The sequence below is a fragment of the Mesorhizobium sp. M1252 genome, from assembly GCF_040318265.1.
Classification (GTDB): Bacteria; Pseudomonadota; Alphaproteobacteria; order Rhizobiales; family Rhizobiaceae; genus Mesorhizobium.
This window is the reverse complement of record NZ_JAMYLX010000001.1, coordinates 379,874-405,278: the sequence shown is the minus strand read 5'-3', so window position 1 is coordinate 405,278 and position 25,405 is coordinate 379,874. Positions and strand designations below refer to the sequence as shown.

The 25,405-nt window shown below is 61.6% G+C and carries 29 protein-coding genes and 1 tRNA gene; 19 read left to right on the top strand and 11 right to left on the bottom strand.

Annotated features, from left to right (window positions below; all coding sequences use genetic code 11):
- Window positions 1-196 precede the first annotated feature (196 nt).
- From NKH22_RS01980 to NKH22_RS01960, 5 genes are all read left to right on the top strand, one after another.
- Window positions 197-1,048 carry an alpha/beta fold hydrolase gene (locus NKH22_RS01980; RefSeq protein ID WP_352908868.1) on the top strand — a complete coding sequence of 284 codons (852 nt, stop codon included), beginning with the start codon at window positions 197-199 and terminating at the stop codon, window positions 1,046-1,048.
- Between the two features lie 128 nt (window positions 1,049-1,176).
- Window positions 1,177-1,839: an outer membrane protein gene (locus NKH22_RS01975; protein ID WP_023821390.1), complete on the top strand. Its 663-nt coding sequence runs from the start codon at window positions 1,177-1,179 to the stop codon at window positions 1,837-1,839.
- 125 nt (window positions 1,840-1,964) lie between these two features.
- Window positions 1,965-2,050: transfer RNA gene (locus NKH22_RS01970), tRNA-Leu, on the top strand.
- A 1,216-nt stretch (window positions 2,051-3,266) separates the two neighbouring features.
- A complete protein-coding gene (locus NKH22_RS01965) occupies window positions 3,267-3,458 on the top strand; it encodes a hypothetical protein (protein WP_023667524.1) in 192 nt (63 codons plus the stop codon).
- A gap of 899 nt (window positions 3,459-4,357) precedes the next feature.
- A complete protein-coding gene (locus tag NKH22_RS01960) occupies window positions 4,358-4,606 on the top strand; it encodes a hypothetical protein (protein WP_023691191.1) in 249 nt (82 codons plus the stop codon).
- Here the strand turns inward: NKH22_RS01960 and NKH22_RS01955 are convergent.
- Window positions 4,603-5,466 (bottom strand): ATP-dependent DNA ligase, encoded by an 864-nt coding sequence (locus NKH22_RS01955; RefSeq protein ID WP_023667527.1) that lies wholly within the window; start codon window positions 5,464-5,466, stop codon window positions 4,603-4,605. The genes NKH22_RS01960 and NKH22_RS01955 overlap by 4 nt on opposite strands.
- A gap of 86 nt (window positions 5,467-5,552) precedes the next feature.
- Between NKH22_RS01955 and NKH22_RS01950 the strand changes: the two genes are divergently transcribed.
- Window positions 5,553-5,774, top strand: coding sequence for a hypothetical protein (locus NKH22_RS01950; protein WP_023681532.1), 222 nt, complete (start codon window positions 5,553-5,555; stop codon window positions 5,772-5,774).
- Between the two features lie 1,287 nt (window positions 5,775-7,061).
- Here NKH22_RS01950 and NKH22_RS01945 read toward each other — a convergent pair.
- Together NKH22_RS01945 and NKH22_RS01940 are read right to left on the bottom strand one after the other, a co-directional pair.
- Window positions 7,062-7,886: an ATP-grasp fold amidoligase family protein gene (locus tag NKH22_RS01945; RefSeq protein WP_023821392.1), complete on the bottom strand. Its 825-nt coding sequence runs from the start codon at window positions 7,884-7,886 to the stop codon at window positions 7,062-7,064.
- Window positions 7,887-8,120: 234 nt separating this feature from the next.
- Entirely contained in the window at window positions 8,121-8,699 is a 579-nt protein-coding gene (locus NKH22_RS01940; protein ID WP_023688346.1) for an NUDIX domain-containing protein, read from the bottom strand.
- Window positions 8,700-8,842: 143 nt separating this feature from the next.
- Between NKH22_RS01940 and NKH22_RS01935 the strand changes: the two genes are divergently transcribed.
- From NKH22_RS01935 to NKH22_RS01920, 4 genes are all read left to right on the top strand, one after another.
- Window positions 8,843-9,940, top strand: coding sequence for an NADH:flavin oxidoreductase/NADH oxidase (locus NKH22_RS01935; protein ID WP_023701165.1), 1,098 nt, complete (start codon window positions 8,843-8,845; stop codon window positions 9,938-9,940).
- Window positions 9,941-10,066: 126 nt separating this feature from the next.
- Complete coding sequence (locus NKH22_RS01930) at window positions 10,067-10,381, top strand: SH3 domain-containing protein (RefSeq protein WP_023701166.1); 315 nt, start codon at window positions 10,067-10,069, stop codon at window positions 10,379-10,381.
- Between the two features lie 84 nt (window positions 10,382-10,465).
- On the top strand, window positions 10,466-10,744 hold the full coding sequence (locus NKH22_RS01925; protein WP_031198164.1) for a DUF982 domain-containing protein: 279 nt from the start codon (window positions 10,466-10,468) through the stop codon (window positions 10,742-10,744).
- A gap of 59 nt (window positions 10,745-10,803) precedes the next feature.
- Window positions 10,804-11,043 carry a DUF2188 domain-containing protein gene (locus NKH22_RS01920; protein ID WP_023667535.1) on the top strand — a complete coding sequence of 80 codons (240 nt, stop codon included), beginning with the start codon at window positions 10,804-10,806 and terminating at the stop codon, window positions 11,041-11,043.
- Between the two features lie 119 nt (window positions 11,044-11,162).
- On the opposite strand, the gene NKH22_RS01915 is transcribed toward NKH22_RS01920, so the two are convergent.
- A complete protein-coding gene (locus tag NKH22_RS01915) occupies window positions 11,163-11,435 on the bottom strand; it encodes a hypothetical protein (RefSeq protein WP_023688343.1) in 273 nt (90 codons plus the stop codon).
- A 65-nt stretch (window positions 11,436-11,500) separates the two neighbouring features.
- Entirely contained in the window at window positions 11,501-12,502 is a 1,002-nt protein-coding gene (locus NKH22_RS01910) for an alpha/beta fold hydrolase (protein WP_050586824.1), read from the bottom strand.
- 175 nt (window positions 12,503-12,677) lie between these two features.
- On the opposite strand from NKH22_RS01910, the gene NKH22_RS01905 reads away from it, so the two are divergent.
- The 7 genes from NKH22_RS01905 to NKH22_RS01875 all read left to right on the top strand — a co-directional run bounded on the left by NKH22_RS01905 (window position 12,678) and on the right by NKH22_RS01875 (window position 17,043).
- On the top strand, window positions 12,678-13,418 hold the full coding sequence (locus NKH22_RS01905; protein ID WP_023681539.1) for a competence/damage-inducible protein A: 741 nt from the start codon (window positions 12,678-12,680) through the stop codon (window positions 13,416-13,418).
- A 98-nt stretch (window positions 13,419-13,516) separates the two neighbouring features.
- A complete protein-coding gene (locus NKH22_RS01900; protein ID WP_023681540.1) occupies window positions 13,517-14,350 on the top strand; it encodes a universal stress protein in 834 nt (277 codons plus the stop codon).
- Between the two features lie 87 nt (window positions 14,351-14,437).
- The gene (gene gpt / locus NKH22_RS01895) at window positions 14,438-14,938 is read left to right on the top strand and encodes a xanthine phosphoribosyltransferase (protein ID WP_023667540.1); all 501 of its coding nucleotides are present in this window, start codon (window positions 14,438-14,440) and stop codon (window positions 14,936-14,938) included.
- Between the two features lie 206 nt (window positions 14,939-15,144).
- Window positions 15,145-15,642: an NUDIX hydrolase gene (locus tag NKH22_RS01890; protein ID WP_023667541.1), complete on the top strand. Its 498-nt coding sequence runs from the start codon at window positions 15,145-15,147 to the stop codon at window positions 15,640-15,642.
- Between the two features lie 185 nt (window positions 15,643-15,827).
- Window positions 15,828-16,148 (top strand): ArsR/SmtB family transcription factor, encoded by a 321-nt coding sequence (locus tag NKH22_RS01885; protein ID WP_023688340.1) that lies wholly within the window; start codon window positions 15,828-15,830, stop codon window positions 16,146-16,148.
- On the top strand, window positions 16,145-16,609 hold the full coding sequence (locus tag NKH22_RS01880; RefSeq protein ID WP_023821395.1) for an SRPBCC family protein: 465 nt from the start codon (window positions 16,145-16,147) through the stop codon (window positions 16,607-16,609). Before NKH22_RS01885 ends, NKH22_RS01880 begins: the two co-directional genes overlap by 4 nt.
- 20 nt (window positions 16,610-16,629) lie before the next feature.
- A complete protein-coding gene (locus tag NKH22_RS01875) occupies window positions 16,630-17,043 on the top strand; it encodes a GFA family protein (RefSeq protein WP_023667544.1) in 414 nt (137 codons plus the stop codon).
- A gap of 43 nt (window positions 17,044-17,086) precedes the next feature.
- Here NKH22_RS01875 and NKH22_RS01870 read toward each other — a convergent pair whose 3' ends face one another.
- The 6 genes from NKH22_RS01870 to NKH22_RS01845 form a co-directional block, all read right to left on the bottom strand.
- On the bottom strand, window positions 17,087-18,892 hold the full coding sequence (locus tag NKH22_RS01870) for an ABC transporter ATP-binding protein (protein ID WP_352908866.1): 1,806 nt from the start codon (window positions 18,890-18,892) through the stop codon (window positions 17,087-17,089).
- Window positions 18,893-19,283: 391 nt separating this feature from the next.
- The gene (locus NKH22_RS01865; protein WP_023828657.1) at window positions 19,284-19,694 is read right to left on the bottom strand and encodes a GNAT family N-acetyltransferase; all 411 of its coding nucleotides are present in this window, start codon (window positions 19,692-19,694) and stop codon (window positions 19,284-19,286) included.
- A gap of 70 nt (window positions 19,695-19,764) precedes the next feature.
- Entirely contained in the window at window positions 19,765-20,715 is a 951-nt protein-coding gene (locus tag NKH22_RS01860; RefSeq protein WP_352908864.1) for a diacylglycerol kinase catalytic domain-containing protein, read from the bottom strand.
- 13 nt (window positions 20,716-20,728) lie between these two features.
- The gene (locus NKH22_RS01855) at window positions 20,729-21,613 is read right to left on the bottom strand and encodes an SPFH domain-containing protein (protein ID WP_023691182.1); all 885 of its coding nucleotides are present in this window, start codon (window positions 21,611-21,613) and stop codon (window positions 20,729-20,731) included.
- Window positions 21,614-21,647: 34 nt separating this feature from the next.
- Window positions 21,648-23,363: an NAD+ synthase gene (locus NKH22_RS01850; RefSeq protein WP_352908862.1), complete on the bottom strand. Its 1,716-nt coding sequence runs from the start codon at window positions 23,361-23,363 to the stop codon at window positions 21,648-21,650.
- Window positions 23,364-23,425: 62 nt separating this feature from the next.
- Entirely contained in the window at window positions 23,426-24,142 is a 717-nt protein-coding gene (locus NKH22_RS01845; RefSeq protein WP_352908861.1) for a DNA-3-methyladenine glycosylase I, read from the bottom strand.
- Window positions 24,143-24,233: 91 nt separating this feature from the next.
- Between NKH22_RS01845 and NKH22_RS01840 the strand changes: the two genes are divergently transcribed.
- Both NKH22_RS01840 and NKH22_RS01835 read left to right on the top strand, forming a co-directional pair.
- Window positions 24,234-24,797 (top strand): DUF1003 domain-containing protein, encoded by a 564-nt coding sequence (locus NKH22_RS01840; protein WP_023729840.1) that lies wholly within the window; start codon window positions 24,234-24,236, stop codon window positions 24,795-24,797.
- A complete protein-coding gene (locus tag NKH22_RS01835; protein ID WP_023729841.1) occupies window positions 24,794-25,402 on the top strand; it encodes a DedA family protein in 609 nt (202 codons plus the stop codon). Before NKH22_RS01840 ends, NKH22_RS01835 begins: the two co-directional genes overlap by 4 nt.
- The last annotated feature ends 3 nt before the right edge of the window (window positions 25,403-25,405 follow it).

Genomic DNA, 25,405 nt, shown 5'->3' with positions numbered 1-25,405 from the left:
ATCCGCTTGATGAGATTCGTCCGGGCGGATGCGCCGCACCTGCTCACCCCGACGACAGCATCAACGGTGCGGTCATTCAGTTTGGCTTGTGCCGGCACTTATGTTACCATTCTGGCGATGGTGCTGATTTGCGCCGACGACCCGCCGCGAGGCGGGTTTTTGTTATGATGAGGCCGAAACCTCCTGAGGTGAAGTCATGACCCGGTTCCTGAAAGCACTCGCCTTCGTCACCCTGTTCCTGATCTCGGCCGGCTTTGCATCCGCCGAGGAGCGCTGGCTGACGCTGCCCGAACCGGCGGCCATGCCCAAGCCTGAACAGAGCGGATATGCGCCGGTCAACGGCATTCAGATGTACTACGCCGTTTTCGGCGCCGGTGATCCGATTCTCCTGATCCATGGCGGCCTTGGCCATGGCGACATCTGGGCAAGCCAGGTGGCGACGATGTCCAAGACGCACAAGGTGATCATTGCCGACAGCCGCGGCCATGGCCGTTCTACCCGCACCGAGCAAGCTTACGGCTATGACCTCATGGAGTCGGACTATCTTGCGCTGCTCGACTATCTCAAGATCGACAAGACCGCTCTTGTCGGCTGGAGCGACGGGGGCATTATCGGCATCGACATCGCGCTGCATCATCCGGAGCGGCTGACACGGCTCTTTGCGCAGGCCGCCAACGTCACCACCGATGGCGTCGATCCGGGTGTGCTGACCAACAAGACCTTTGCCGCCTATATCGACCGCTCGGGCCGCGACTACAAGAAACTGTCGAAGACTCCCGACCAGTACGATGCCTTCGTGGCGCAGATCAGCCACATGTGGGAGTCGGAGCCGGCCTGGACCAAGGAACAGCTCGGCAAGATAACCACGCCGACCGCGATCGTTGCCGGCGACCATGACGAGGCGATCAAGCGCGAACACACCGAATACATGGCCTCCGTCATTCCGGGCGCCAAGCTCATCATCCTGCCCAACGCCAGTCATTTCGCCATGCTGCAGGCGCCGGACGAATATAGCCAGGCGGCGCTGGACTTCATTGACGCCAAATAGCGCCCCCAGCTAGAGCACCCAGCACAGCAACGGGTGCATTCCGATTGTTGAACAATGGGTTCCGTTTTGCGGCGAATAGGATTACCTTCCGACAAGGCGCCTTCTGAACCGCCTTTTCGGAGAACTCGATGCGCTGTCTGACGATTGCCAGTGCCGGATTTCTGATTGCTCTGGCCGGGCCGGCGTTCGCCGCCGACCCGATGGCGGTGCCGATGACCGAACCAGGCTTCGACTGGACCGGCTACTATGCCGGCCTGCAGGCCGGCTACGGCTGGGGCCAGTCCGACATATCAGTGACGGAAGGCGCGCCGTTTTCCATCTCGCCCGACATTGACGGCGGTTTCGTCGGCGGCCATGTCGCCGGCCTGTGGCAGTTCGATCAGGCGGTGCTCGGCGCCGAGGCGGAGCTCAGTTATTCCGCCATCGACGGTACGGCCGTATCAGGCCTTGGCAGCACATTCCGCACGGACATCAAGTGGTTCGGATCTGTCAACGCCAAAGCGGGCTTCGCCATCGACCGCGTGCTGGTCTACGGCGTCGGCGGCGTCGCCTTTGCCGGCATCGAAACGTCGCAAGTCGCGGGCGCGTCGTTCGCCGGCACACGCACGAATGTCGGCTGGACCTTGGGTGCCGGCGTCGACTATGCGCTGACCGACAAATTCATCGTCGGCGCGCAATATCGCTATTATGATTTCGGCTCCGAGCACTATGACGTGGCGGAACCCTTCAACGATCGAGATCAGGATGTGAAACTGAACGCGGTCGGTATCAATCTCAGCTACAAATTCTGAGCGTTCTCGGCGACTGAGATTTTCGCGACAACCAATTGTTTGAAACACGAACCACCTTTCATGAGTTCGACACTCGGCAAAAGATGCTTGACGGGTTTTCGCTGGCGTCTGAAAAGGGCTGGCCTGCGGACGTGGCGGAATTGGTAGACGCAAGGGACTTAAAATCCCTCGATTTCTGATCGTACGGGTTCGATTCCCGTCGTCCGCACCAATTGAAATGCTTAGGATTCGTTCTGTACGAACTCACTGGCTACCATAGAAAAGGCCGACGCGGGTAGCCGCAGGGGCAGCCGGGATACAAAGCCGGAAACTGCCATGCTGGATTTTCATGACTTGGTCGCTCATAGGGAAGCTCTGCTAAATCAGCAGTTGAGGCCGAGATGCAGGAAAGCCTAAGCCTAGACTTCAAGACACCTGCGGTCGGAAAACAGGGGCCCGCTTTCACACCTCAAGAACAACCAACTAAGGATGGTCGGGCGGCGTTGGCAAAAGCACTGTCAGCCTTCATCAATTCGGCCGGTGGTGTTTTGGTGTTCGGTATTGGCTGCGGTAAGGACATGAGAAATACGCGTCGTCCGGCCTTGACGGGCATTAGATCAGGATTTGGCTGCAGAACGTCTCAAAGACCTTTGCGAGCCGGCCACCTATTGGCCAGGGCAGTCCTCTTCGAGTGTAAGCCGCAACTCACAGACCTTATCATGCCGATGCCACTGGGGCTTGGCTTTGATAAGAGCGCATTGGCAGAGGAGAGGGACAAAACTGAAGAGGTTTAACACTCTTGCTGGAATACCTGCTGCAACACTCCTGTCGGTAGCGACCGACCGCGCAAAGCACTCCCTTGGGAGCCGGCTGGGGCCGCAGCGGCCTCAACCCGGTGGGCATGCCCCGTCGCGATTTTGAGAAGAGTTGCAGCCGTTTCCTGTGGCGTCCAACCTTGCGCTTCTGACGCAGTCACCAAGGCCGCAAACGCGGCTTCTAATGCGACTTCACAGTTCACCTCACGGTCTGGGCTATCCTCTGGCAATATCGGGGGTTCGACGGATTGGGACATCGTGACTTCTTTCAAAGGGGAAAAACCCGCCGCCCCAGCCTTTTGCCACTCAAACATTTCAGCAAAGGATCATTCCAGCTATCAGCAGCGTGATTAGAACTGACAACGGCACGGCCAGAAGACCGACCAACTCAACATTTCTTGTGTTTTGTCGCTTGTCCATCTTCGTCGCCCGCATGTCGTTGGCTTTGGCATCTTGCCGTCAACGTGCAGCTGTTGGAACCAACCACAAGTGCCGCTGATCGGAGATTCAGTCGGTGCTGCATATTAGCAACACATTGTGGAACGATCGGGCGGCATCAGCCAATTGCTTTTGAATGCCCTTGCACTTGCTTCGTACGATTCCGTACAGTTTCCCCCATTGGGGGAGCTGCCGATGGACCATGACGAGGAAGGCTACAGCATTGACGCCTTCGATTTCGATGTGGTGTGCGAGACCTTCAGGAGATCCGTTCGGGAGCTGAACCTGGCTGAAGAGCATTGGGTAGACCACGCGAAGGCGCTCCTACGGGAATTCACCGACAGCGCACCTGACGACGACATGATTAGCCGGATCGTCGGGCGCTAGTGGCCTATACAGCCCTAGTTGGTTAGAATCGTACCCCGGTCCTGCCACGGAAACCTTTTCCAAGGTTTGCCGCGTCATAGAGGCATCACAGAAGCTCTCGGAACAGATTGCCCAGCGCGGAGGCCTATTAACGAAAAAGCTCGCCACCTTGAGGCAACGGGCATCGCCAATGCCCTCAGAGAGCCCTGCCTGGACGTGTGGCGTCCTGTCCGGCCCTCGCCATTGATTTCGTCGGCAAGCTTGTCTTTGGCCTCGTGATAGGTCTTGAAGTTGGCATCGGGATCGCAATCGCCGGCTGCCAAGGATGCCGGGCCGCTGGCCGACCTATCAGTCAGGCGTCCGAAGCCAGAGCGTTATAAAGCAGCAAACACGCCAGGATAGAAACGGCGCTGCCTAGCAGCTGGTCTGCCGTCAGGCCGGAAAAATAGACAAGATGAAACGTCACCATCGCTCTACCAATCACGGTTCGGAACACTGCCGAATTAACCGTTAGCCGACGCTAATGTTCCGCTCTGGACTCACTACCGCTTTGGAAGAATCCTGCCGCAGCGATCAGCGCCCCGCCCGACCTTGATCTCAACGTCGGTGCCACAAGGCTTTCCTTCGTTCGCATGGTTCGCAGAGATTAGCACGATCGCATACTCTCATCTCATCCGGCGTCGTCTCCCTCACAAAGCAGCGCCGGTAAGGCTCGGCGACCTTCTTGTTTGTCCCGTGTGCCAAAGGAGGTCGCCGGGCCTGCCGTTGCTCATCTTTGCTGGTGGTTGCTCCTGATGGCTGCGCTTGACGCCGTCGCCCTACTGCTACCTGCGGGGTAAGGCCGGCGAGCCCTCTTGTCAGGCAGTCCGGCATGTAGGATTATAGTCCTCGTTGCGGCGACCCCTCAATGGAGAGCGCCAATGGCCAGAACCAAACCTTCGGAACAACTTTCCCGGGCTGAAATCGAGCGCTTCCTGGCGGCAGCCGAAGCGCTGCACAAGAGCATCGTCGGGCCGCTCCTGGCGTACCACGGCGAGCACTACCAAGCTCTACGTAAGGTCCATGGACCCCTGTTGAAGTCGATCGAGACCATCACCGGCCAGAAGGCGAAGTTCATCCAGTGGAACGGGACAGGACCGGCACAGCCCCGGGACAAGCCTCCGGGCTAAGTCTCCTCCCGGAAATCCAGCAGCTTGGCATGGCGAAGCTTCTCCTCGCCCTTTAGGAACCGCACGCGGCCGACCAGGCCCGGCTTTAGCCATTCGGCCTTGTCACTCTTGAGCCCTTTCGGCGCCGGCCCGCCAATCTTGCCTTGCACGCGGTCCCATAGGCGCTGGCGCTTGTCCGCCTTGAAGGTGACGAAGGCGCCGCCGGCATAGTGGCCTTTGTCGGCCATCAGCACCATGGCAGGCTTGCCGGCCTCGCGCTGCACGCCGATGATGTCCATCTCCTTTTCGGCATAGCACTTGATCTTGCGCCAGTTCGTCGTCGGACCCGACCGATACTTGCTGCCCTTCCGCTTTGAAACGATACCTTCAAGCCCAGCCTGGTCGACCAGATGAAAGACGGCGTCGCCAGTGCCCGGCATCGCTTCGCTGAACTGGATTCGGCCGCCGTCCGGGATCAACGCCCGGAGGATCTCGCGACGGTCTTCCACCGGCGTGTTCCGCAAGTCATGCCCGTTCAGATGCAAGAGGTCGAATGCTAGCAGATACAGATCGCGCGACGGCTTGCGGCTGGTCGCGGCTGATTGATGCGCATGGAAGTCGGATAGGCCAGCCTCATTGATCGTAATGGTCTCGCCGTCGATGATGAAGTCTTTCGCCTCGATCGCTTCCGCCTCACCGGCAAGTTGGATGTAGCGGCCCGTCCAATCATAACCGTTCTTGGTGATCAGCCGAATCCCGTCATCATCCTTGATGACCTGGGTGCGGTAGCCATCGAATTTGATCTCATGAATCCAATCATCGCCCATCGGCGGCGTGTCGACCAGTTCGGGTTCCATAGGCTTGATGAATTTCAGACGCATGCACTGACTCGCAGAACCACGACTTCAATTAGCTATCGCTAAATTAGTTCCGGAACATTTTAGACGAATTGGATCTTTGAAGGGCTATGAAGATCGAAGCCGACCAATGCCGGGCAGCGCTGACGCTCATCCGGCGCACAATGGAAGAGCACTGTCCTCCTGGCGTGCTGCCGAGCGAAGAGATGGTCAATGGGCTCTATGGTCCGGAACTGATCCATGAGGCGGAAGCCATTGCCGCCGGCATCGTCGCAACCATTGACCAGCTGCAATTGCCCGTGATGAAACCGCCGTCCCCTAGTATCAAATAGAGACCGACACAGGGAAGGTCGCTTGGCCGCGCGATCGTGGGCTCGCAACGACCGGCGAGGCGATGCCGGCCTCACCAAGGGTTACAGCCCCTCGACCAGCAGCGAAGGCGGCTCGCGGCAGTGCAACGCCCGAAGTGTTTCGAGACGACGATGTCCACCGAGCGTAGCCAGCGCGCGTCGTGCTGCACAAGGACCGAGGCAGCGGCACGGCCGCCCGGGTTACTCCAAAGGCGGCTCTTCGCTCTGTGGAGCCAAAACGGTGATATCCATCCTGGCGATTGTCGATGCGGCGCGCCCCTGGGCGCCAGAATCCGTGTCGCCACTTTCTGCCGCCATTGCCTTGGCGCGATGTCCTACGCTGTCTGCGCTTTTGCCTGGCGCAAATCCTTCGCCCGGTTCTGTCTTTGCGGGTTTCGGTCGAGTTTCAGCTGCCTGCCGATGTTGGTTTCCAATCGCCGAGACCATTGATACCTCCCCTTGATGAGGCCGCGACTGTACCTGTCAAGGCTGTAGCGAGGCTGATCACTTAAGTGGTCGGGTTGCGCCCGCTCGTAGTGGCCCTCCGATCACTGGGCTCTCGATGCCTTGGCGCTCGCGGACGTCTGGTCGGGTGGGAAGTTCAAACTCAGCCGCCCTTTGCGGCACCGGCTTCGCCCGACAACTAGGAACGATTTCGGCCGCCATGTGTTACGCAATCATGAATCTCGCGGATCCCGGATCAACAATGGCAACCGATCTTTTCACGATGCAACTCGCTGATGCTCAGCAGCGCATCAAACAGACCGAGTTCGCGCTGGTACTCAGCGAGAAAATGGTGGCTGAGAACCTCGCTTTATCCAGCAGGATACGATCGGCGAGGCGGCGTGTCCTGAAGGCCGGAAGGCCTCTGGCGACAATCGACTCAACAACTGAAAGAGTTCTTCAAATGATCTCGACCCAGTCCGGACGTGGGAGAGCTTGCCGGTAACCTTAGCGGTAATCGGCCGAGTCGCAGCAGGAAGCGCGCTGAAAACTTGCTCGATGAAGACTGCGGCGTCGCTATGAATCTCGCCTTGTGTTGCCGAATCCGATCTGCGCAAAGGCGCGTGGTCGAGACCAGGCAGCGGCTCACGAAGATTGATCCCAGCAGGGCAAATTGACCGCTACGGCTCAGTTGAGGCAGCACTTCGAAATCACGGCTATTGACCTGCTGAGCTATCAGTTTGCCTCGATCTCTAATCGTATGGGTTCTCCGCACCACCCTTCGCTCTTCGAGCTTCGGGTGGCACGCCACCCAAGGCAGCCATCTCAAACGTCGAGATAGCCGGCGGCGACGAGCATCGCCTTGTATCGTTGGGCAAATCGGCTGGGCAAACGACTGAGGTAACCTGACGCGCCAATATCCCAATGCGCGCCCAGTTCGCGGTCGAAGGCAGCCGGGTCGAATTGCAGCAAGCCGCTGCGTGGGTAGACCGTGAATTCTCCGAAGATCGGCTCCCCCTCCTCCTCGTAGAAATCGACACGCACCATGTCGAACTCGCTGCCGAGCGCCTCGGCTGCCTCGATCATCCGCGCCAGGCTCTTGGGAGGGGGAATTTCCAGGCTCGAGTCGATCGCGCCCTGGACGATGTTCAGCGGGCGCCAATCGCGATCCAGGTGGCCGGTATTCTTGGCCGTGGAACGGAAGGCGACGACGACGATGTAGGCGACGCGGCCAGCCAGCACACAGAATTTGTGGTCGACCGGGTCATAATCCTGGTCCTTGCCGACAAGCGCTTCGACGAAAACCCGCCGCTCTATGTGCGCATAGCTGCGCTCCAGCTTGCGGGCGCCATAGGTTTGGCCAAGGTATTCCGTCATCTCGGCAATGATCGTCTCCCGGTCGGCGTTGGCCGGATCGCGAACGATGACATTCATGGCGCAACCGTGGTTGCATTTGACGGCGTATGGGATTTTCAGGTCATCGAAAGGGATCTGGCGCGGATCGTCGCCCTGCCACAGCACCTCCGGGATGGCGAGCCCGGGAAGCCGCTCCCTGACGATTTCCTTGGACTTGAGCTTGTCGAGAAGGCCGGCAAAGCGAGGATCGTCATCGAAAATCTTGCGCCAGTGGATCTTTTCCGTGAACGTCACCGGGGCTGCAAATTCGGCAGATGCCGCATCCGCTCAAGGAAACGCTGGGTCAACCGGCGGTAGCGGACAAGCAGCGCGGCGTTCAGCAACAGGAGAGATGCCCGCGCGCTGTTTCGCTTCAGCCATGCCTTTGCGCCACGCGCCATTCCGGTGTCCTTGCAACTTGCGCAACTTCATCCGCGAAGTGGACGGCCACCCTGCCCGCAGCAGTGAGGCACGTCGAGCTTCGCCGAGCTAGCCCTTCATCGGGTACAGTTTCAAATGCTGGATCAGGATGATCGTCTTGGCATCGATGATGCGGCCGTCTGAAATGCCGGCCAGCGCTTCATCAAGCCGCATTTCCAGAACCTCGATGTCCTCGCCCTCGTCGGCCGCCCCGCCGCCGGCCGAGATGCGGTCGGCGGGTGAATAGCGCGCCACGAAGAACCACAGCCGTTCGGTGACGCTGCCCGGGCTCATATAGGGGGAAAACAGCCGCTCGATGTTCTGTAGGCGATAGCCGAGCTCTTCCTCGGCCTCCTTGAGGATGGCGGTTTCGGGATCGTTTTTGTCGAGCAGGCCGGCGCAGGCCTCGATCAGCGGTTCGCGGTGGCCGGTGACGTAGGCGGGGTAGCGGAACTGCCGCACCAGAAGCACCGTCTGACGCTCGGGATCGAAAGGCAGGATCACCGCGCCGTCGCCACGATCGTAGGTCTGGCGAATCTGCGTCTCCCACTGCCCGTCGCGCCGACGGTAATCGAGAACAGTCTTCTTCAGGACCGCCCAGTCGTCGGACAGGACTTCCTCCGAGCGGATGCGGATACGATCTTCCATGATGAGCTCCAAGCTGTCGGCGCCATGGCGTAACCGCGAACGGTTTTGCGCGCAACCGAAACGGCGAAGCTTTCACCGCCTCGTGTCTGGTGCCGGCAACTGCCATCGCCTAAATAGCTGCAGTCCCTCTCCGGAGTTTTTTGATGACCGCAGCGCTTTTCCAGCCGATCGCTCTCGACGGCCTGACCTTTCCGAACCGTATCGCGGTGGCGCCGATGTGCCAGTATTCCGCCGAAGATGGCTCGGCCAGCGACTGGCATCTCTATCACTGGATGAACTTGGCGATGTCGGGCGCCGGCATGGTCACCGTCGAGATGACCGACGTCGAACGGCGCGGCCGCATCACCCATGGCTGCCTCGGCCTCTATTCCGACGACAACGAGGCGGCCGCCCGGCGCACGCTGGATGCAGCAAGGCGCGTCGCCGCGCCGGAAACGAAATTCGGCATTCAGCTTGCCCATGCCGGCCGCAAGGCCTCCAACCGAAAGCCCTGGGAAGGCGGCGGCCCATTGCAGCCGGGCGAGGATCCCTGGCAGACCGTCTCGGCCTCGGCCATCGCCTATGACACCGGCTGGAATGTGCCGCATGCGCTGGAGGAGGATGAAATCCTGCAGCTTATCGAGCGCTTCACTCAAGCCGCGAAGCGGGCCGAGCGCGCCGGCTTCGACTTCCTCGAGTTGCACGCCGCGCACGGCTATCTGATCTTCCAGTTCCTGTCGCCGCTTTCCAACCAGCGCACCGACCGCTGGGGCGGCTCGCTGGAAAACCGCATGCGCTTCCTCATCGAGATCGCCAAATCGGTGAGGAAGGCAGTTCCAAACCTGATGCTTGGCGCCCGCCTGTCGGTGAAGGACTGGGTCGATGGCGGCTTCGAGGTCGAAGAGGCGATCGAGGTGGCCAAAGCCTTGAAGGCGCTTGATGTTGCCTATATCTGCTGTTCGAGCGGCGGCAATTCGCCGTTGCAGAAGCTGCCGACCGGCGCCGGCTATCAGGTGCATCTGGCCGAAGCGGTGCGCAAGGGCGCCGGCATCCCGACACGGGCTGTCGGCCTGATCGACGATCCCTCGCAGGCAGAGGCGATCGTCGCCGACGGCCGCGCCGACATAGTCGCGCTGGCCCGCGCCTTCCTCGCCGATCCGCGCTGGGGCTGGCGCGCCGCCGCCACCTTCAGCGAGAAAATCCATCCCGCGCCACAGCTCGCCCGCTCGGTGACGACGATGCAGCATTGGACGAAGGGCTGAACAGGCAGCGCCGACGGATGCGCCAAACGCATCTGCTGGACAGATTGCCGCAGCTTCGCGTTAATCCGCCCGCTATAGTCCCTGGGGGCAGGCCGCGCCTTGGCGGCCGGATTGGGAGCAAAGTCCATGGCATCAAGGGCAATCTATCCGGCGGCAGCCGCTCTGGTGGTCGCACTGTCGTTCGCCGCGTCGTCTCCGGTCGGCGCGCAATATTGCGAAGGCACGGTGCACGGCCTGTCCAGGCACTACGATCTGGATACCGGCAGCGGGTTTCTCGCCGTGCGCGTACGGCCGAACTCGTCGTCGCGCATGATCGGGCAATTGTTCAACGGCGACCACACGGAGATTTTCGACCGCCGCGGCAACTGGTACCAGGTCGAAATCGGCGGACGGACCGGCTGGGCCAACGCCCACTGGCTGCGCAACGACTGCGGTTACTGAGACCAACGATTGCGGTTGGTGAGACGTTTGGGCGCAGGCTGACGGCCACTTTTGCAACCATATTGGCTGCTTTGCGTTGCGGCCATCATGGATAACAGACCTTTTGAAACCCCGGTCGTGGTCGAACTCGGCCATGTCGGCAAATATCGCCAGATCCGCAGCACCCAGGAAGCGGCGGAGTGTCTGATGACGGTGTGGCCGCTCAATCGCGGCCCGCGCCATCGTGATGCTCTCGACACTTGCCTCAAAGTGCTGGAAGGTTATCGTTCGACGGCCGATGCACGCAGGGCTTTGATCGAAGCGGCCAAGGAATCGGAAGTGCTGGTTCCCGAAGACCGGCTGCCAGACGCCAAGTTGCATTGAAGCCCAGATTGCAATGAAAAACGGGCCGCATTGAGCGGACGGACGAACCGGAGGATTCCATGGCGAAGCTGACTTACAAGATCGTCGAGCATGACGGGGGCTGGGCCTACAAGGTCGGTTCGACATTCTCGGAGACATTCCCGACCCACCAGGATGCGCTGCGCGCCGCCGAGATCGCCTCGGCCGAACAGCAGATCGCCGGCGCCACGGACGGCATCCAGTATGAGGATGCCGAAGGCAAGTGGCACGACGAACTGGCCGACGGCCGCGACCGGCCGCAGACCGAAGTTTCCGACTGATCCTTGCCCCTCAGCTTTCGCTGCCGGCCATGGATGCTCGCCTAAGCAATTCCCTTGGGAATTGCGTGTCAAAACAAACAGGCGGGACATCCTGCCGGTCAGTCGAAGCCGCGGCTTGATCACTTGCCGCAATATTGATCGTTCACGTTGGGCCTCACATTTCCATAGGGTCCTGACGGGTCGGAGGCGCACGGCCCCGTAGCGCCGCCATAGCCTTGGCTGCCGTCGGCATTGATGCTGCCGGTGGTGCTCTGGTCGACGGTCGATGACTGCTCGTTCCCGAACGGCCACCAGCTGTGATGGTTGGAATACGTGCTGTCCGATGACTGCGCCATCGCCGATGTGGCAAGACCGATCGTCAGCACGGATGCTGCAAAAACTTTCCTGTACATTGAATTACTCCGTATCCGCCGCCTTGGGTGCGACACGGGGTAAAACCGGATATCAGCCGAATGGTTCAGTGAAATTGTTGTGAGGCTGTGGTGAGGTCTTGGCCGGCGAATGTCCGCTCGGCAATGCGCTTGATGAAGGCGATGACGCGGTCCGGCTCGACGAATTGCGGCATGTGGCCGAGGCCTTCGACCGTCTCGAAATCGAGCCCTTCGATCCTGTCCTTCATCGGCTCCCCATGTATGCGCATGGCGATGACGCGATCGGCTGTCCCGAAGAAAATGCCGGCCGGCATGGCGATCTCTTCATAGCGCTCTTCTATGCGGCCAAGATCCTGTTCGACCGCTACGAAATCGGTGGAGGTTGCATGGAAATGGCTTGGCCTCAGCCCGAGCCATCCGCCGCCATCGATCATGTAGTCGGCGGGAACGGCCTGCGGCGCGAAGATGAACTCCAGTGTCTGCCGCGCATATCTGAGGCTTGTCGGTATCGCGACGGTGTAGGCCATGATCCAGCGCCAAAGCCGCGAACGGATATAGAGCAGGCCCGCTTTCTCGCGGGCGCCGGCTTCCAGATGCGTCAGCGGCGCCAGCAAAGCGATGCCGGAAATCGCGCCGGGATGCTCCAAGGCCAGGGTCAGCGCGACGGCGCCCCCCAGCGAGTGCCCGACCACGAGCGGCCTTTCCAGCCCGAGTGTTTCGATGAAGCGCCTGATGATCTCGACCTGTTCAGGCAGACGGCCGGTGGCTCCTCGCGCGCGAACAGAATAGCCCGATCCCGGCCGGTCGAGTGCAATGAGGCGGTAGCCAGGGCCAAAGCGCTCAAACAGCGTGTGGCGAAACTGGTGGAGTTGCGCGCCAAGTCCGTGCACGAACAGGATCGGCCGTCCCTCGCCCGTTTCGACATAATGGATGCGGCTGCCGTCGATCTCGACGAAGTTTCCGCTGGCCGGCACCAGCCTTTCGGCCTTGGCGGCAATCCAGAGCGTAGCGGCCACCAGACAGGCCACGATGACGAGAGCCAGCACGGACAGGCCGGCGACAAGCCAAAGCAGAATCGATACCAGCATGTTTTCACCCGGGAAGCGGACCGGCGCGCACCATCACCCACTGACGAACGCTCGGCAAGGCAGATGGCGGCTTGTGTCGGCATTGCCGCCAGTTCGATGGCGCGCTATCTCAGGCGACCTTCTTTCTGCCTCAGGCGACCTTGTCTGCCAACGGGCCTGTTTGCCGGAGCCTTCCATGCCTGAAATCGTCACTGCCGCCATGCTTGTCATCGGCGACGAGATTCTGTCCGGCCGCACCAAGGATAAAAATATCGGCCACCTCGCCGACATCATGACGGCCATCGGCATCGACCTGAAGGAAGTGCGCATCGTTCCCGACGAGGAGGACGAGATTGTCGCTGCGGTGAATGCCGTACGCGCCCGCTACACCTATGTCTTTACCACCGGTGGCATCGGCCCGACGCATGACGACATCACCGCCGATTCCGTTTCCAAGGCTTTTGGGGTGCCGTGCGAATACGACGCCAAGGCCTATGCCATGCTGGGCGAGAGCTATGCCGCGCGCGGCATCGAATACACCGAGGCCCGCAAGCGCATGGCGCGCATGCCGCGCGGCGCCGACCATATCGACAATCCGGTCTCCGTCGCGCCCGGCTTTCGCATCGGCAACGTCCATGTCATGGCCGGCGTGCCGGCGATTTTCCAGGCCATGCTCGACAATGTCGTGCCGACGCTGAAGGCCGGCACCAAGATGCTGTCGGCCACCGTCCATTGCCCGTTCGGCGAAGGCCTGATCGGCGGTCCCCTGGGCGACATCCAGAAGGCGCATCCCGACACCATCATCGGCTCCTATCCGAAATATGGCGACGGCAAATTCTGGACGGAGCTGGTGGTCCGCGCCCGCAGCCAGGAGGCGCTGGATTCGGCACGCAAGGACGTCGAGGCGATGGTGGCCGGCTTCACCGCCGCCAATTGACCCTGGGTTCGCGGACCATCGCCGGGCCGGAACCAAGCACCGCACTCCCACGTTTTCCCTCGGGCGCAGCACGCGCTGGCAGATTTGAGGGATTTCGCATGCGCTTCAAGACCATCGTCGCCATATTGCAGAACGAACAGGACGCCGAACGCGTGCTCGACTGCGCCATCCCGCTTGCCGACCGGTTCGAGAGCCATCTCATCGGCATCCATGCCGAAGCGCTGCCCGTTCCCTACACCTCGGCAACCGGCTTCCCCGACACTGAGTTCCTGCAGGTCTCCGCCGACATGAACCGCGAGCGCGCCGAGAAATTGCAGGCGCTTTTCGTTGGGCGGATCGAGAATTCCGGCCTTTCCTTCGAATGGCGCAGCCTCGAGAGCTTTTCCGGCGACAGCGCGCTGACGGGTATTTCCAGCGTGCGCGCCGCCGATCTGATTATTGCCGCGCAGCGCGAGACCGGGGGCGACACGAGCGCCGATGTCGACACGCTGGTTTACGATGCCGGCCGGCCAGTGCTGGTGGTGCCGCATGAGGGGCCGTTGGTCACCACATTCAAACATGTGCTGCTGGCCTGGAACGGCAGCAAGGAGGCGGCGCGTGCCGCCTTCGACGCGCTGCCCTTCATCATCGAGGCCGAAAAGACCGACATTCTGGTCATCGATCCGCCGGATACGCTGGATGACAACCCGGAAGCCGCCGGCGCCGAGATCGCCGCGGCACTCTCCAGGCATGGCGCAACGGTCAGCGTGTCGGTGCAGAAATCGGGTAATGCTTCGGTCGATGACGTCATCCAGACCCGGATCGCCGAGACCGGAGCCGACCTTCTGGTGCTCGGCGCCTACAGCCATTCCTGGCTGCGTCAGCTTTTGTTCGGCGGCGTCACGCGCACCGTGTTGCGCAGCGTGCCGGTTGCGGCCTTTTTGTCGCGGTAACTCCACAGACTGGCCCCGCCCTTGCCAATGCCCTGACTTTCCAGTTAATTCCGCGCGCATTCCACAATGTTGCGCGCGGAGTGCAGAATGTCCCTTCCCGAAAAAGCCTTTCCGGTCTCCTGGGACCAGTTCCACCGCGATGCCCGGGCGCTCGCCTGGCGGCTTGCCGGCGCCAACAAGGGTCAGTGGAAGGCCATCGTCTGCATCACCCGTGGGGGCCTGGTTCCCGCTGCCATCATCTCACGCGAACTCGGCATACGCGTCATCGAGACGGTCTGCGTCGCCTCCTATCACGACTACACCAGCCAGGGGCAATTGCAGGTGCTGAAGGAGATCACGCCGGCGCTGCTCGCCGATGATGGCGCGGGCGTGCTGATCATCGACGACCTCACAGACACCGGCAAGACGGCAGGCATCGTGCGCGCCATGATGCCCAAGGCGCATTTCGCCACCGTCTACGCCAAGCCGAAAGGCCGGCCGCTGGTCGACACCTTCATCACCGAAGTCAGCCAGGACACCTGGATCTACTTTCCCTGGGACATGGGTTTCACCTACCAGAAGCCGATCGCCGACGATCACGCCGGCTGATTCGCGCCAGCCCCATTTCTGCCCAGACGGCCAAACCTGCCCCGTCTGCTATGAAAACAGACACTGGAAGGCACATTATTCTGTCGAATCGACGCCTGTTGGCGGATTGGACGGTTGGTGTGATGTTTTTTACTTTTAAGGCTTACACTTGTCGGTAAGATTCATACGGCGGCTAACGATTCTGAGGGCTGGGGTAGCTTTCACTGATGCTGACGACACCGGCGACACACGACCATCTGGCTGAAAGGGTCCGCAAGCTCTTCGGCACTTCGCCTTGTCGCCTGCAGGTTGCCGCTTTGCCATGGCGGAATAACGAAGACGGCGTCGAGATCATGCTGATCACCAGCCGAGACACCGGGCGTTGGGTGCTGCCGAAGGGCTGGCCCGAGGCCAGGGAGCCGCTCTGCGAGGCAGCGGCGCGCGAGGCGGGCGAGGAAGCCGGATTGCGTGGCAAGATTTCGCTTTTCGAGGCCGGTCGTTACTTCTACGCCAAGGCCCTCGCGTCCGGCGAGGAAGTCCCTTGCGAAGTGCTGGTGTTTCCGCTGCAGGTCGAGCACGTTGCCGACCGCTGGAAGGAAAAGCGCGCGCGCACCCGCAAATGGGTCAATGGGGCCGAGGCCGTACGCATGGTCAACGAGCCGGACCTCTGCCAGATCATCGCCCATTTCTGCGCCGATCCCGACAAGTTCGTCGTTAGAGCCTAGCTCACAGCCACCGCTGCATAGTCCTGCGCGCCCGCACCGGTTCTTGCCCCGATTCCGGGCTCGGTGCTTCGCTCCGCGCGCCAGCAATCCGACACTATAAATCCCTCCCCTTCAGGCCAAGCTTAGCCACAGCTTGACATGCAGGTATTTACCTGCATATTGTGTCTTCAAGATGAGTGAGACCGATGGACGCCGACAAGGTTTTCAAAGCGCTGGGCGACCCGACCCGCAGAAGGCTGCTCGATCTTCTGTGTGAGAAGAACGGCCAGACGCTCGGCGAGCTTTGCCAAAACCTCGACATGGCAAGGCAATCCGCGACCCAGCACATCGATCTTCTGGAGGCGGCCAATCTGATCAGCACGGTCAAGCGTGGCCGAGAGAAGCTGCATTTCATCAACCCCGTGCCGCTGCACGAAGTCTACGAGCGGTGGGTGCGAAAATTCGAACGGCAGCGGCTGAGCCTGCTGCACGACCTGAAACAAGAACTCGAAGGAGACGACCAATGACCCGGGAAACCACCAGTTTTGTCTACGTGACCTACATCAGATCGACGCCACAAAAGGTGTTCGAAGCCATCACCAGGCCCGATATCGCCAAGCGCTACTGGGGCCACGAGAACGTCTCCGACTGGAAGCCCGGCTCGAAATGGGAACATATTCGCGCCAATGAGGAGCGCTCTGTCGAACTCGTCGGCAAGGTGGTCGAAATCTCGCCGCCAACCCGCCTGGTCATGAGCTGGGCCAACGCTTCGCAGGCCGACGATCCGACCAAGCATAGCCGGGTGACGTTCGCCATCGAGGAATACGACACCATGGTCAAGCTGACCGTCAGCCATGACGAGCTCGAAGCCGGCAGCGGCATGGCCAAGGGCATCAGCCAGGGCTGGCCGGCCGTGCTGTCCAGCATGAAATCCTTCCTCGAAACCGGCACAGGCATCGACCTGTTCGCCAAGCCGAAATCGGCCTGAAGCAACCGCGGAGAACGACGATGACCAGGCACTTTACCGGCGGCTGCGCCTGCGGCGCGATCCGCTATGAGGCCACCGGCGAGCCGATCTTTCAGAACCACTGCCAATGCCTCGATTGCCAAAAGCGCAGCGGTACTGGCCATTGTTCCTATGTGACCTTCGGCCGGCGCGCTGACGTAAAGATCACCGGCGAGCCGAGCACATGGCGGATGATCGCCGACAGCGGCAATGAAAAAGCCCAGGCCTTTTGCCCGACCTGCGGCACGCCGGTCTACGTAACGTTCGTCGCCATGCCGGAGGTGACGGCGATCCAGGCCACGAGCCTCGACGATCCCGGCCAGTTCGACCCGCAGGCGGTCACCTACACCGTGCGCGGCCACGCCTGGGACACGATCGACCCAGCGCTTCAGCCATTCGAGCGAATGCCTGGATGAATCAGGCAGAGCCCTATCCCTCGGATAGGGCTCTGCGTTCAGCTCAGATCACCAGGCCCTTGGTCAGTTCCAGCGCCTGCCGCTCGAACAGGCGGCGGTAGATGCCGCCCTTCAGCCGGATCAGCTCGTCATGCGAGCCTTCCTCGACGATCTTGCCACGGTCGAACACGAGCAGCCTGTCCAGCGCCCGCACCGTCGACAGACGGTGTGCGATGACCAGCGTCGTGCGGCCGACCATCAGCCGCTCCATCGCCTGCTGGATCAGCACTTCCGATTCCGAATCGAGGCTCGATGTCGCCTCGTCCAGGATCAGGATGCGCGCATCCGCCAGGAAGGCGCGTGCGATCGCCACCCGCTGGCGCTCGCCGCCCGACAGCTTCACGCCGCGTTCACCGACCAGCGTGCCGTAGCCCTTCGGCAGGCTGGTGATGAAGTCGTGCGCGCTGGCGAGCTTGGCGGCATGCTCGATCTCGGCCTGCGTGGCGTCCGGACGGGCGTAGGCGATGTTTTCCGCCAGCGAGCGGTGGAACAGGATGGGCTCCTGCTGGACGATGGCAATCTGCGCGCGGAGCGACGCTTGTGCAACCTGGGAGATGTCTTGGCCATCGATCAGTATCCTGCCGCCGCTGACATCATAGAGACGCTGGATCAGCTTCACGAAGGTCGTCTTGCCCGAGCCGGAATGACCGACCAGTCCGACCCGCTCGCCCGCCGCTATCTCCACCGAAAAGCCGCGGTAGAGCGGCAGGCGATGGCTGCCATAGTGGAAGGTGACGTTATCGAAGGCGATGTGGCCATGAGTGATCCGGATCGGCTTGGCGCCGGGCCGGTCCTCGATGCCGAGCGGTTGCGACTGGAAATCGACCAGTTCCTCCATATCGTTGACCGAACGCTGCAAATTGCGGATATGCGTGCCGATGTCCCTGAGGTAGCCCTGCAGCACGAAGAACGAGGTCAGCACGAAGGCGACATCGCCCGCACTTGCCTGGCCCCAGGCCCACAGCATCAGCGACAGGCCGATCACTGCCGTCCGCAGCACCAGCAGCATGGCGCCTTGCGTCGTGCCGTTGATGGTGCCGCGCACCCAAGTGCGGCTGGTCCGCGCGCGCCATTTGGCGACGACCTTGGCAAGACGCGTTTCCTCGCGCGTCTCGGCGCCGAAACCCTTGACCACGGCATTGCAGCTCACCGCATCGGCAAGCGAGCCGCCAAGCCGCGTATCCCAGCTGTTGGCGAGCCGTGCCGCGGGCGCGACATAGCCGAGCGACAGCAGCGCCGTCACCGTGATGAACAGCACCGAGCCGACTGCCACGACCAGCCCCATCAGCGGCCAGAACCAGCCGAGCAGCAACGTCGAGCCGACCAGCATGGCGACCGATGGCAACAACGCAATCAGGATGGTGTCATTGAGCAGATCGAGAGCCCACATGCCGCGCGTGACCTTGCGCACCGTCGATCCGGCAAAGCTGTTGGCGTGCCAGTCGGTTGAGAAGCGCTGCACGCGATAGAACGCGTCGGCGGCGACGTCGGCCATCATCTTCAGCGTCAGCTCGACAATACCCATGAAAGCCAGGTTGCGCAGCACCACGCCGGTCAGCGCCAAAGCGATGAGCGCGGAGAACGCCGCCATTGCCGCATTCCACGCGACATCGTCAGCCAACGCACTGCTGGCGACGGCGTCGACCAGCCGGCCGGAATAGAGCGGCGTCAAGACGTCGGCCAGGGTCGACAGCAGGAAGCTGCCCATGATCAGCGAAAGCCGCCACGGCTGGCGCCGCCAGTGGCTGAGCGTGAAGCCAAGAACGCTGCGAAAGGCGCTTGCACGCAGATCGATTCGAAAACGAGTCATGATGTCATCCGGGCGCAAATCTGCCCGGTCCCGGTAAGGTCTGAAAATTGAAAACCGCGCTGGGCAATTCGCCCGGGGCTGCGGAGGTTCGGCATAGGTTGCGGCGCGCCCCGGGTTGTCGGGTGGCGACCGGCATCGGCAGAAGCCTGTACTCGACCCGGCATCGGTGCGAAGGGCAAACCTTCGCCGGACGCCAGGTGAGACCTAGGCTTCACGGCCTCGCATTACCATGTGAAATACTGCCATTCAGACCTCCCGCAAGACACTTGCGGAGAGGTCCTTATAGAGACGCCATGAAGGATCGCCAAGGCCGGGCACGTGGCAAAGCGTAACTGGTCCAACCAGTGAGGTTATTTTGCAACAACAGCCGGTCAACCCCCCTCGCTATGCCTCATTCCGGGTTGCGATCGAGGCGCATGTAGCGGCCGTCGATCGATGCCTTGAAGCCCAGCTTCTCATAAAGGCCATGCGCGTCACTGGTCGACAGGCTCCAGTGCGAGACCGTGCTGAGTTCAGGGTGGTCGATGAGCGCCTGCACCAGTTGCAAGCCAATGCCTTGGCCGCGATGCTGCGGCCAGATGATGATGTCGGCGAGATAGGCAAACACCGTACGGTCGGTGATGGCCCGGCCAAAACCGACTTGGTTCCCATCGATATAGGCCGCGGTGCAGAACGAGTTGGCAAAGGCGCGGCGATGAAAGTCATCGCTGCGGCCGGCGCCCCAATAACTCGCCATCAACAGATCGGAGGTCGCCCGGAAATCGATCCGTGACATGTCGAAGCTGATTTCACAGTCGGGCATGGTGCCTCGCAAAGAATGGAGGGCGGCCGAATTCAGTCCGGCCGGTGATTTGGCTGCCCACGTGGCGCGCTTATGGCACCACGAGATAGGCCTTCTGGTCGGCGATCGCGATGGTCACGTGGGTGCCGGAATTGAACTCGACGAAATCGAGCTCCATGCCGTCGCTGAAGATGACGCCGCCCCTGCTCTGCCGCGAAGAAACCACCAGCGGCCGGTCGCGGGTGATGACCCCATGCACAAGCGACACGCCGGTCGTGTTGCTCGGAAACGGTTCGCGCACCGAAAAGAACAGCTGTTCGCCTTCGCGGTCATAGCCTTGAGGCGGCACGGTCTGCACGGAGTTGTCACCATAGGCCGCAGCCAGTCCCGCGGCGCCCGCCATCACCGAGCGTAGCCAGCCGGTAGAGCCGGCGCCCGTGGAGATGATAATGCCGCTCGACGACTGGCGCTCGGTCCTGCCGCCATAGGTCAATTCGTAGCGCGCCGAGACATGCGTCGAGGCGCCAACGAACAGATCGTTGAAGGCGATCAGCCGGCGTCCGTCATTGGAGCGCGCTTCGGCCATCACCACCGCCTGGCGCTTCGCCTTGCCGGCGATCGTCAGGCCGAGGACCTTTTCGGTATCGTCGGCATTCCACGGCAGCAGCACGCCGTCGAAAAGCGCCGGGTTCGGGTTGATGCCGATCAGCGGCTGGTACGGGAGGTACTTCGCGGTGTTGGACACCAGCCCGTCCTGACCGAGCGCGATCACCGCGTCGGAGCCGAATTCGAACTGCGGGACCAGTTCGCGGTCGAGCCGCAACTGTTTGAGGCCTTGGGGAAGCGAACCCATCACCCGGTCGAGCGCCTGGTGATAGACGTCATGCGCCGCCTTGACCAGGTCGAAATTCATGCCGGCCTGCCGGAGATAAAAGCGCGCCTGTCCCTGCGTGTTAAAGCGCGTCGTCAGCTCCTCCAGCTCGGTCTTGCGGGTGACGACGATCACCCGGTCGATCGGCCTGCCGCTCTGGTCGCTTGCCACCCGAGCTTGCCTTTCAGGACCCGGCTTTCGGAGTGGAAAGCTGGCTGAGCGCGCTGGTGAGCATATCAGGCGTGATCGACAGATTGCCGACCGAACCGCCCTTTTCCGCCCAGGCCTTGAAAGCCATCGCCGTCAGCACGTGCGCCGGCGCCGACGAATAGACGGTGAGTTCGAGCTGTTGGGCCTTGGCTTGCGCCTCGGCAAGCGTCAGCTTGTTGCGCGCCTCGGTATCGACCAGCAGCTTGTTGCGTTCGGCAAGCTCGATTTCGGTCGCCAGCTCGCTCTGCTTGATCTCGCGCTCCTTCTCCACGCCCCAGGCACGGCGCCCATAGATCGCGGCATCGGCTTGGCGCTGCAGCGCCTCGCGATATTCGGTCTGGAGCGCCTTGCGGATCTCCGGCGTCGGCTGGACCGAGGTGATGTGAACCTCCTCGATCGACAGGCCGGCGGTCGCGGCAATCGGATCGTTGCGCAGCAGTTCGGCCAGATTGCCGCCGAGCTTGGTCACCTCGGCCAGCGCCTGTTCCAGCGTCATGCTCGAAACCACCGCGCGGGCGCGGCTCTGTATCGCCAGCACCAGGCGTTCGGCGATCTTCTCACGGCCGTCGCCGACGACGTCGGCACGGCTGAGCTTGGCGCTGAAGTCGAAGCCTTCGGCCGCCTTGAGCGGATCGACAATGCGGTAGCTGACGGAACCCTGGATCGCCAGATCCTGGAAATTCGCCGTCGTCTCGGTGAAGATGAAAGGGTTGTCGAGCGACGTCACCGGCACCATGGCGATGGTGGTGCCGAACGTCCCGTACCAGAAGGAGATGCCGCGCCCCTGCTCACGGACCTTGCCGTTCTTGAAGCGCAGGATGTGATACTCAGGCGTTCCCTTGAAATAGCTGATAAACATGCGGCCCCCCAAGGTTCATCAATTTGATCGATGTTTAGCCGCGATCCCTGAAACGGTTGGTGATGGGATAGCGGCGGTCGCGGCCAAAATTCTTCCGGGTGATCTTCACGCCCGGCGCCGCTTGCCGGCGTTTGTATTCGGCAATGTAGAGCAAATGTTCGACGCGCGTCACCGTCGCCCGGTCATGGCCGCGCGCGACGATGTCGTCGACGCCCATCTCGTTCTCGACCAGGCATTCCAGAATGTCGTCCAGCACCGGATAGGGCGGCAGCGAATCCTGGTCGGTCTGGTTCTCGCGCAATTCCGCCGACGGCGCCTTGTCGATGATATTCCTGGGGATCACCTCGCCTGAGGGACCGAGCGCGCCCGGCGGCACATGGCTGTTGCGCCAGCGCGACAGCGCATAGACCTGCATCTTGTAGAGGTCTTTTATCGGGTTGAAGCCGCCATTCATGTCGCCATAAAGCGTGGCGTAGCCCACCGACATCTCGCTCTTGTTGCCCGTGGTGACGACCATCGAGCCGAACTTGTTGGAGATCGCCATCAGGATCGTGCCGCGCGCGCGGCTCTGCAAATTTTCCTCGGTAATGCCTTCCTTGGTGCCCTCGAAAAGCTGCGTCAGCGTATGCAGAAAACCCTCGACCGGTTCGAAGATCGGCACGACGTCATAGCGGCAGCCAAGCGCACGGGCGCAATCCTCGGCATCCTTCAGCGAATCCTCCGAGGTATAGCGGTAGGGCATCATCACCGCCCGCAGCCGCTCCTCGCCGAGCGCATCGACGGCCAATGCGGCGCAGATCGCCGAATCGATGCCGCCGGAGAGACCCAGCACGACGTTCTTGAAGCCGTTCTTGTTGACGTAGTCGCGCAGGCCGAGCATGCAGGCGCGGTAGTCCGCCTCCTCGCGCTCGGGGATTTTCGACATCGGCCCTTCCGAGCAGACCCAGCCGTCGAACTCTTCTGCGTTTTGCGCGCCTGCGGCGACGCGGTTGCGCTTCCAGGTGGTGACGTCGACAGTTTCCTCGAACTGGCTCATCTGGAAGGCGAGCGTCTTGTCGGCGCCGATGGCAAAAGAGGCGCCGTCGAAGATCAGCTCATCCTGGCCGCCGATCTGATTGGCATAGATCATCGGCAAACCGGTCTCGATGACCTGGCGGATAACGACCTGATGGCGCACGTCCATCTTGGCGCGGTAGTAGGGCGAGCCGTTCGGCACCAGCAGGATTTCCGCGCCGCTCTCGGCCAGGGTTTCACAGATGCCGACGTCGCCCCAGATGTCCTCGCAGATCGGAATTCCGATGCGCACACCGCGGAAATTGACGGGTCCCTGAGCCTCGGGGCCGGCCTGAAAGACGCGCTTCTCGTCGAACTCGCCATAGTTTGGCAAATCGAGCTTGTAGCGCTCGGCGAGGATCTTGCCGCCATCGGCGACGATGATCGAATTGTGGGTGCCGCTCTTGCGCTTCAGCGGCGTGCCGATGATGACGCCCGGCCCGCCATCGGAGGTATCCGCGGCGAAATCCTGAGCGGCCTTCTCGCAAACCTTGAGGAAGGCCGGCTTCAGCACCAGGTCCTCCGGCGGATAACCGGCAAGGAAAAGCTCGGTGTAGAGCACGATGTCGGCGCCCTGGCGGGCGGCATCCGCCCTCGCCTCGCGCGCCTTGGCAAGGTTGCCGGCGACATCGCCGACCGTCGGGTTGAGCTGGGCAACGGCGATGCGCAGAATATCGGGTGCGGTCTTCTGGGTCATCTGTGCGGTTTAGCGCGGCAAATTTGCCCGGGCAATGGCGTTCGTTTGGACCAATTCGGTGATCAGTCGTCGCCCATATATTCGCGCAGCGATTGCGGCGAATGGTTCTCTCCGATCGACATCGCCAGAATGCGCGAAATGTGCCGGCGCGGCAGGCCGGTTTCCTTCGCCCATTTGTTGATCTGCGCCTGAATCTTGTCGAGATCCCTCTTCGACGTCGGACTTTCGGCGATGTCGAGGCCGGCGTCGCGCAGTGCCGCCCCCATATAGGCTGAGATGACAAATGCGTCCCAGCCCAGCCAGCGCAGGAAATACTGGCCGGTGTTGCCGCCAAGCCGGCTGCCATGCTTGCCGAGATACGCCATCAGCCCGACCTGGTCGTCGTCAGGCCACTCCGCGAGGAATTTGCCGAAACCGCCATGTTCCTTCGACACACGCTCAACGAAGGCGGCGTTGTCGCGGACGGATTTGATCTTCTGCGGGTTGCGCACAATGCGTTGATCAGCCGTCAGGTCGTGCCAGAAGTCATCAGGTTGAAACAACAGCCGTTTCGGCTCGAAATGGAGAAAGGCTTCCTCGAAGCCCGGCCATTTCTGTTCGATGACGCGCCAGACGAAGCCGGCGGCAAACACCCGCTCGGCCATCGTCGACAGGATGCGATCGTCCGTAATGTCGGCAACAGCAGCATTGTCAGACGCCGGCCCGAGCAGCGACGTCAGCACCGCGTCGCCGCCTTTGCGTTTTGCAGCACGGGCGCGAATCTTCGCGAAATCGGGCATCCTGCATCCTCGCGCCGCGCTTTTGACGAAACGCCATCTTCCTATATGCAAACAAGGCTGCCAAGCCGACGCTTTTCCTATGGAGACATCCATGCACAAGACCGTGCCAGAACTTGCCAACCGCTGGTTGAGGCGAACGCCTGAAACCCTCAGCGAGCTCGAGCGGCGGGTGTTGCAGAGCACTGTCGACCGCAAGCCCATCTCGCAGGATATCGACGACAGCCTCACCGGCCTTCAGGGCGCCGGCGACCGGATCGCCGATGCCATTGCCCGCATCGGCGGCTCGTGGACGTTCATCCTGTCCTTCATTGCTTTCCTGGTGCTGTGGATCGGCGCCAATTGGTGGCTGCTCGGGCGAGACTCGTTCGACCCCTACCCCTTCATCTTCCTCAACCTGGTGCTGTCGATGATCGCCGCCTTGCAGGCGCCGGTGATCATGATGTCGCAGAACCGCCAGGCCGCGCGCGACCGCATCGACGCCGCGCATGACTATGAGGTCAACCTCAAGGCCGAGATCGAGATCATGGCTCTGCATGAAAAGCTGGACGAACTGCGCCACAGCCAGATCATCGGCGTGCGCGAGGACATCGCGCGCCTGGCCGAACAGGTGAACCGCATAGACGAAAAACTGTCGGGCCGGCAAACCTCTCAATGACCGGGATCGTCCATCACCTCATCGAGCAATATGGGTTGATCGCGGTTTTCATGGGCTGTGTCGCCGAAGGCGAAAGTGCGGCCATCCTCGGCGGCTTCTTCGCCCATCAGCATGTCTTCATCCTCTGGAAGGCTTTCCTCACGGCCGCCATTGGCGCCTTCGTCGGCGACACGTTTTTCTTCATTCTCGGCCGCAGCTTTGCCGACCATCCCAGGGTGCTGAAACTGAAGGCGAGGCCCGGCTTCAACCACGCCTACCGTCTCGTCTCGTCCCATCCCAACATATTCGTCCTGTCCAACCGCTACATCTATGGCCTGCGCCTGGTCGGCGGCATCGCGGCCGGTTTCGCCAGCATTTCGGTAGCGCGCTTCGTTATCCTCAACGCGGTGTCGTCGCTGGTCTGGGCGGCTTTGTTCTGCGGCATCGGCTACGTCTTCGGCCTCGGCGCCGAGCAGATGATAGGCAAGGCACTGCTCCATCACGAACGGCTGCTGATCGCGCTTGCCATAGGTCTGGGTGTCGCCATCCTTGCCTGGCTCATCGCCCGCACCGTCGCCGGCAAGGAGCGCGCCAAGGACGCCCGCGACAGCGAAACCACATCGTAAGGT